This is a genomic window from Pseudoalteromonas sp. TB51 (genome assembly GCF_000498055.1).
In the GTDB taxonomy this organism is placed as follows: domain Bacteria; phylum Pseudomonadota; class Gammaproteobacteria; order Enterobacterales; family Alteromonadaceae; genus Pseudoalteromonas; species Pseudoalteromonas atlantica.
Window position 1 is genome coordinate 1 of record NZ_AUTO01000053.1, and the last position, 6,401, is coordinate 6,401.

Annotated in this window: 4 protein-coding genes and 1 pseudogene; 4 read left to right on the top strand and 1 reads right to left on the bottom strand. The window is 43.8% G+C overall.

Annotated features, from left to right (window positions below; genetic code table 11):
* Positions 1-131: LysR family transcriptional regulator (locus L650_RS23480; RefSeq protein WP_164835526.1), on the bottom strand; the 131-nt coding region annotated here is incomplete at its 3' end.
* Between the two features lie 120 nt (positions 132-251).
* Between L650_RS23480 and L650_RS0101750 the strand changes: the two genes are divergently transcribed.
* The 4 genes and pseudogenes from L650_RS0101750 to L650_RS0101765 all read left to right on the top strand — a co-directional run.
* Entirely contained in the window at positions 252-1,418 is a 1,167-nt protein-coding gene (locus L650_RS0101750; protein ID WP_029771961.1) for an efflux RND transporter periplasmic adaptor subunit, read from the top strand.
* Between the two features lie 9 nt (positions 1,419-1,427).
* Positions 1,428-4,584, top strand: a pseudogene (locus tag L650_RS0101755) (efflux RND transporter permease subunit).
* Entirely contained in the window at positions 4,577-5,986 is a 1,410-nt protein-coding gene (locus tag L650_RS0101760; RefSeq protein WP_029771962.1) for a TolC family protein, read from the top strand. Before L650_RS0101755 ends, L650_RS0101760 begins: the two are co-directional and overlap by 8 nt.
* A gap of 14 nt (positions 5,987-6,000) precedes the next feature.
* The coding region (locus L650_RS0101765; RefSeq protein WP_029771963.1) for an alcohol dehydrogenase catalytic domain-containing protein at positions 6,001-6,401 on the top strand (401 nt) is incomplete at its 3' end.

A 6,401-nucleotide genomic window follows, 5' to 3' on the forward strand; every position in this document is an offset into this window, starting at 1 on the left:
AGCTCGTCCTCTAACCGGCTGATTTGTTTAGATATAACAGAGCGGTCTATGTTTCTTATTTCTGCAGCTTTGGCAAAAGAGCCTTGTTCTACCACTTCAAGCAGCATTAAAAGCCGGCTTGTTGTATCCATTATGATCACCCAATAAATGTTATTGATGCCATTTTGGCATTAATGAATTTATAAATCTATGGTTTTTGTCCGCAAGTATAGTCCGTAACATGCCAGGTAAATAAATAAAGGAGCGTCTTCATGAATAAACATTTAATTGCTGCTGCATTAGCTGCGGCAACTCTATCCTTAGCGGGCTGTGCCGATGAGAGCGCACCTAATGCGCAGCAACAACAATTACAACCTATCGATGTAGCACAAGTTTTAATTAAACCAGTACAAAGCTGGCACACTTACACCACGCGTTTAGAATCGCCGCAAGAAGTTGCGCTGATGCCGCGTGTATCAGGGGTGATTGATAGCATTGAATTTAAAGAAGGTGATGTTGTTAAGCAAGGCGATGTGTTGTTTCAACTTGACGAGCGCCCTTTTGCAGCGGTTGTAGCAAGCCTAGAAGCGCAAATACACAGCGCAGAAGCAGCACTTGAGCAAGCTAAAAGTGAAGACAAACGAGCAGTGCGCTTATTAGAGCGTAAAGCTATTTCAACAGAACAAGCACAGGCGCGTACCTCAACGCTTCGCCAGCGCGAAGCACAACTGGCAGCGCTGCAAGCACAGCTTACCTCTGCAAAGCTCGATTTAGAATTTACATCAGTAGTTTCGCCGATTGATGGTGTTATCTCACGCGCAAATATTACCAAAGGTAATAACGTATTAGCGGGTCAAAGTGTATTAACGTCAATTGTTTCTAATAAAGCGATGTATGCCTACTTTGATGTTGATGAGCGTACTTGGAATAGCGCCTTTAGCGATGTAACCGCACAAAGCCGCCAAACAGTTGTTATGCAAAAAGTAGGGCAAAAAGAGTTTGCTTACCAAGGATATATTAATTTTATTGATAACCAAATTAATTCAGCAACGGGTACTTTACGTGTACGTGCGGTATTTGAACAAGATAACAATCAATTACGTGCAGGTTCTTTTGCTCGCGTTAAATTGGCAGCAAACGAAGTGAGCGAAAAAGTAATTATTCCTGAGCGTGCTATTGGTACCGATTTAAAAAATCGCTTTGTGTTAACCGTTGGCGAAAACAACGTGCTTGAATACAAATTAATAGAAGTAGGCGAGCGCTATGGTGCGTTACGCGCTGTTACTGCAGGCCTAAACGAAGGCGATATTATTGCGGTAAATGGCCCTGCACGTGTAGGCCCAGGTATGCCAATTTCGCCAAATACAGTAACAATTGATACAAGCGGCGTGGCTTTTACACTGTCAAACGACAACGCGCAGCTAATGGCTAAGCAATAAGGTTTATCGATGAAATTTTCACACTTTTTTATTCAGCGACCAATTTTTGCAGCCATGCTGTCGTTGGTTATTTTAATTGCTGGTGGTATTTCACTGTTTCAACTTCCTGTAAGTGAATACCCAGAGGTTGTGCCACCTACTGTTGTGGTAACAGCAAATTACCCAGGTGCTAACCCAACCGTTATTGCGCAAACTGTGGCAACGCCGCTTGAGCAAGAAATTAACGGCACCGAAAACATGCTGTATATGTTTTCTCAAGGCACCAGCGATGGCCGTATGACACTTACGGTAACGTTTGCATTAGGCACCGACCTAGACCGTGCACAAGTACAAGTACAAAACCGTGTAAACAGTGCATTACCACGTTTGCCCGAAGAGGTGCAGCGCTTAGGTGTAGTAGCAGAAAAATCATCACCCGATTTAACCATGGTGGTGCATTTATACTCGCCTGAAAACAGCCACGACACAGCGTATTTATCTAACTATGCCGACATTAATATTAAAGATGAAATTGCCCGTTTACCGGGTGTAGGTGATATTCGTTTATTTGGCGGTGGTAAGTACTCTATGCGTGTGTGGTTAAACCCAGATGCATTAGCAGCGCGTGAGCTTACAGCCACCGATGTTGTGGCTGCTTTGCGCTCGCAAAATCAGCAAGTTGCAGCGGGTAGCTTAGGTGCACAGCCAATTTCTAACGACAGCCAATTTCAAATTTTGTTAAACGTAAAAGGGCGTTTAAACAGTGTTGAAGAGTTTGAAAAGGTCATTATTAAAGTGGGCGAACAGGGGCAATTAACGCGTTTGTCTGATGTAGCCCGTGTTGATTTAGGCCAAGATACCTATGCACTTCGTGCAGAGCTTGATAACCAGCCAGCACTTGCAATGCCAGTGTTTCAGCGTCCGGGTTCAAATGCAATTGAGCTCTCTGATCAAGTACGCGAAACCATGGCTCGTTTATCACAAGATTTTCCGGCAGGGGTTGAGTACGACATTGTTTACGACCCCACTGTGTTTGTACGTGGTTCAATAGATGCGGTTATAGCAACGCTACTTGAAGCCATTGTATTAGTTGTAATAGTGGTTATTGTATTTTTACAAACGTGGCGCGCGTCTATTATTCCATTGATTGCGGTGCCAATTTCGTTAATTGGTACGTTTGCTGTAATGCAATGGCTAGGCGTGTCTATTAATACACTTTCGCTGTTTGGCTTGGTACTGGCAATCGGTATTGTAGTTGATGATGCGATAGTTGTTGTTGAAAACGTAGAGCGAAATATAGAACAAGGGCTTTCGCCTTTAGAGGCAACACGTGTTGCTATGAGCGAAGTAACCGGGCCAATTATTGCGATAGCGTTAGTGCTGTGTGCGGTATTTATTCCTACTGCATTTATTACCGGTTTATCGGGTCAGTTTTATAAGCAATTTGCACTAACAATTACTATTTCGACTGTTATTTCGGCGTTTAACTCCTTAACCCTATCGCCTGCGCTATCGGCATTATTATTAAAATCGCACGATGCAAAACCAGATGCATTCACGCGTTTACTTAATAAACTGTTTGGTGCGTGGTTATTTAAACCGTTTAACCGCGTGTTTGACCGTGGTGCTAAAGGCTACGAAAAGCTGGTACAAAAGCTTATACGTATGAGCGTTATTGTTATGGTGGCCTATGTTGCGCTGGTGGGCGGTACAATTAAATTGTTTGATACCGTACCTGGTGGCTTTATTCCACAGCAAGATAAGCAATATTTAGTTGCGATTGCGCAACTGCCAGATGCAGCCAGTTTAGACCGTACCGAAGATGTGCTCTCGCAAATGCAAAAAATAGCATTAGAAGTACCAGGCGTTGCACACACCGTGGCGTTTCCTGGCTTATCGGTAAACGGTTTTACTAACAGCCCAAATAGCGGCATTGTATTTACGCCACTTGAGAGCTTTGATAAACGCACCGACCCTAGTCAATCAGCGATGGCAATTGCCGCGCAGTTAAATCAGCGTTTTGCAGCTATTGATGAAGCGTTTGTGGCTGNCTGTATTTCCGCCGCCGCCAATTCAAGGCTTAGGCACAACAGGTGGCTTTAAGCTGCAAATTGAAGATAGAGCAAATAAAGGCTTTGATGCACTATTTAATAGTTTGCAAACCATTATTGGTAAGGCGCAGCAAGACCCCGCGTTAATGGGCTTATATTCAAGCTTTCGCATTCAAGTACCACAAATGGATATTGATATAGACCGCGAGCAAGCGCTTATTCAAGGTATTCCTCTTGATGAAGTATTTGACGCATTGCAAATATATTTAGGCTCTGTGTATGTGAATGACTTTAATATGTTTGGTCGTACTTATCAGGTTAATGCGCAAGCTGATGCTGATTTTCGTCTTGACCCTGAGCAAATCCTTAACCTAAAAGTACGTAACAGTGCAGGAAATATGGTGCCGCTTGGCTCGGTACTTACAGTTACACCAACAATAGGGCCTGACCGTGTAATGCATTACAACGGTTACCCAAGTGCAGAACTAAACGGCAGTCCAGCCCCCGGTTATAGCTCTGATCAGGCACAAACTGCTATTGAAACAATATTAGCCGACAACCTGCCAACAGGTATTGAGTACGAGTGGACAGAAGTAACGTACCAACAAGTACTTGCAGGTAACACCATGGTTTATGTATTCCCATTAGTTGTGTTGCTTGTATTTATGGTGCTTGCTGCGCAGTACGAAAGTTTACGTTTGCCACTGGCCATAATATTAATTGTACCGATGACTATTTTCTCAGCACTATTAGGTGTGTGGTTTGTAGGCTCAGACAATAATATATTTACTCAAATTGCATTAATTGTACTGGTGGCACTCGCCTCTAAAAACGCCATATTAATGGTAGAATTTGCCCGCGACCAACACGGCGGTGGGTTAACGCACTTTGAGGCAATATTAGCGGCGTGTCGTATGCGTTTACGCCCAATATTAATGACCTCAATTGCCTTTACAGCTGGGGTTGTACCTTTGGTACTTGCAACCGGTGCCGGCGCCGAAATGCGCCACGCAATGGGCAACGCGGTGTTTGCAGGCATGATAGGGGTAACGGTGTTTGGCTTATTATTTACACCTGTGTTTTACATGTTAGTTGTGAAAAAGCAGCAAAAAGCAAAGGGGTTATCGCATGACTAATTTAATCGCTAAACCTATCAAAACGCGCTTAACGTTAAGTGCTGTGTTAGTGGCTGCTTTTTTATCTGGTTGCGCTAGCAAAATAGATACACAAAGCGAGCAAAACGCTATTAACGATTTTGTAGCTCAAGCAAATATTGCCAGCAATGTTGCCATTGCAGATGAAACAAATTGGTGGCACAAGTTAGAGTCAAAGCAGCTAAATGCTTTGGTTAATAGCGCACTTGCCAATAACTACAATTTGCAAACAAGCCAATTAACGCTTAAAAGTACCCTTGCCCGTCTTGGTGAGCAAAAAGCGCAATATTTACCCCAAGGTGGGGTAAATATTGGCGCAGCACGAAGCGATGCACCGAGTGTGTTTGACCGTCAATCGAGTGCTAACATAGCGCTTGATTGGCAGTTAGATTTATTTGGCCGTATTACTGCTTTGGTTGATGCTGCACATGCATCGGCCATGAGCCAAGCCGAGCAAGTACGTTCACTGCAAATTGAAGTGGTATCGTCTGTTGTTAAAGGGTTTGTAAGCTATCAAGGTAATGTTGAAAAACAACACATCATAGCCATGCAAATTAACGCATTAGAGCAAAGCATTGAAGTACTTCAAGCACGTGTAGATGAAGGCGTTGCCAACGAGCTTGACCTAAACCGTACTATGGCACAGCTTAGGCAGCAAGAAGCCCTAATGCCCGCTATTGAGTATGCAAAATACAGCGACTTATCAACTTTAGCGGTGCTTACAGGTAAGCTTGCGCAAGACATTGCGATAGACAATGAGCAAAACCTGCTGGAGCAAAGCTTTAGCGTTGCGCTTAAAAATGCCAATAGCGCCATTGCCCTGCGCCCTGATATAAGCCGTGCATTGTATGATTTTAGCCAAGCTAACAGCTTAAGTGTGGCGGCAAGTAAAGCCTTACTACCTGATATTAGCTTATCAGCCTTTGCAGGCGTAGTGAGCATAGACAGCACGGGCTTAAAGAATACTGATCAGCAATGGCAAGTAGCTCCCCAGTTGCAATGGTCAATATTAAGTTATCCCGCTCTCCTTGCCCAGCGCGACGCACAGCAGTTTTTAAGTGAAGCTGCCTACAGCGACTATCAGCAAATAGTATTAAATGCGGTGACTCAAAGTGAACTTTCATTGCAAATGTTGGTCAATCAACAACAGCAAGAGCGTTATGCTAAACAGCGCTATGGCTTTGCAAATAAAGCATTTTTACAAGCACAGGCGATGTACGAAGAAGGCCAAATACCGTACTTAGAGTTGTTAGATGCACGCCAGGATGTTTTAATGGCACAAGAAAACGCTGTTGATACAACTATTGCTACATTGCTTGCTAAAGTGAATGCTTATCAGGCATTTAACGGCCAATGGAGCTATGCACTGAGCAGTACAAAATAGGTAGAGTTAATTGAATGAGCAATACTGAATTATCACATCAAGGCAGCCCCTTACAAACAATGCGCGCTATTGTTTTATCACAACCAGATGAGCAAATACGCTTGCAAGATGTTGAGGTTGATATACCCGAGTGCGCCGACAACGAATTGTTGGTAAAGCTTGAGTATGTAGGCCTTAATCCTGCTGATGCCTATTTTGCTAAAACGGGATTTTGTAAGTGGCAATACCCTCATATTTTAGGCCTAGACGCCGTTGGTGTGGTAGTTAAAGCTAACAAAGGTGTGTTTCCTGGGGTTGGCGAACGAGTAATGTGGCATGCCAATATAGGTAAGCAAGGGGTACTGAGTGAATACACCACCGTGCCTAATTTTGCTGTATCGGTTGTGCCCGATGGGCTGTGCCCTGCAAAGGCTGC

Excerpts from the sequence above, each read along its gene's own strand:
- L650_RS0101750 (WP_029771961.1), top strand. The coding sequence starts at position 252 with ATGAATAAACATTTAATTGCTGCTGCATTAGCTGCGGCAACTCTATCC.
- L650_RS0101760 (WP_029771962.1), top strand. The coding sequence starts at position 4,577 with ATGACTAATTTAATCGCTAAACCTATCAAAACGCGCTTAACGTTAAGT.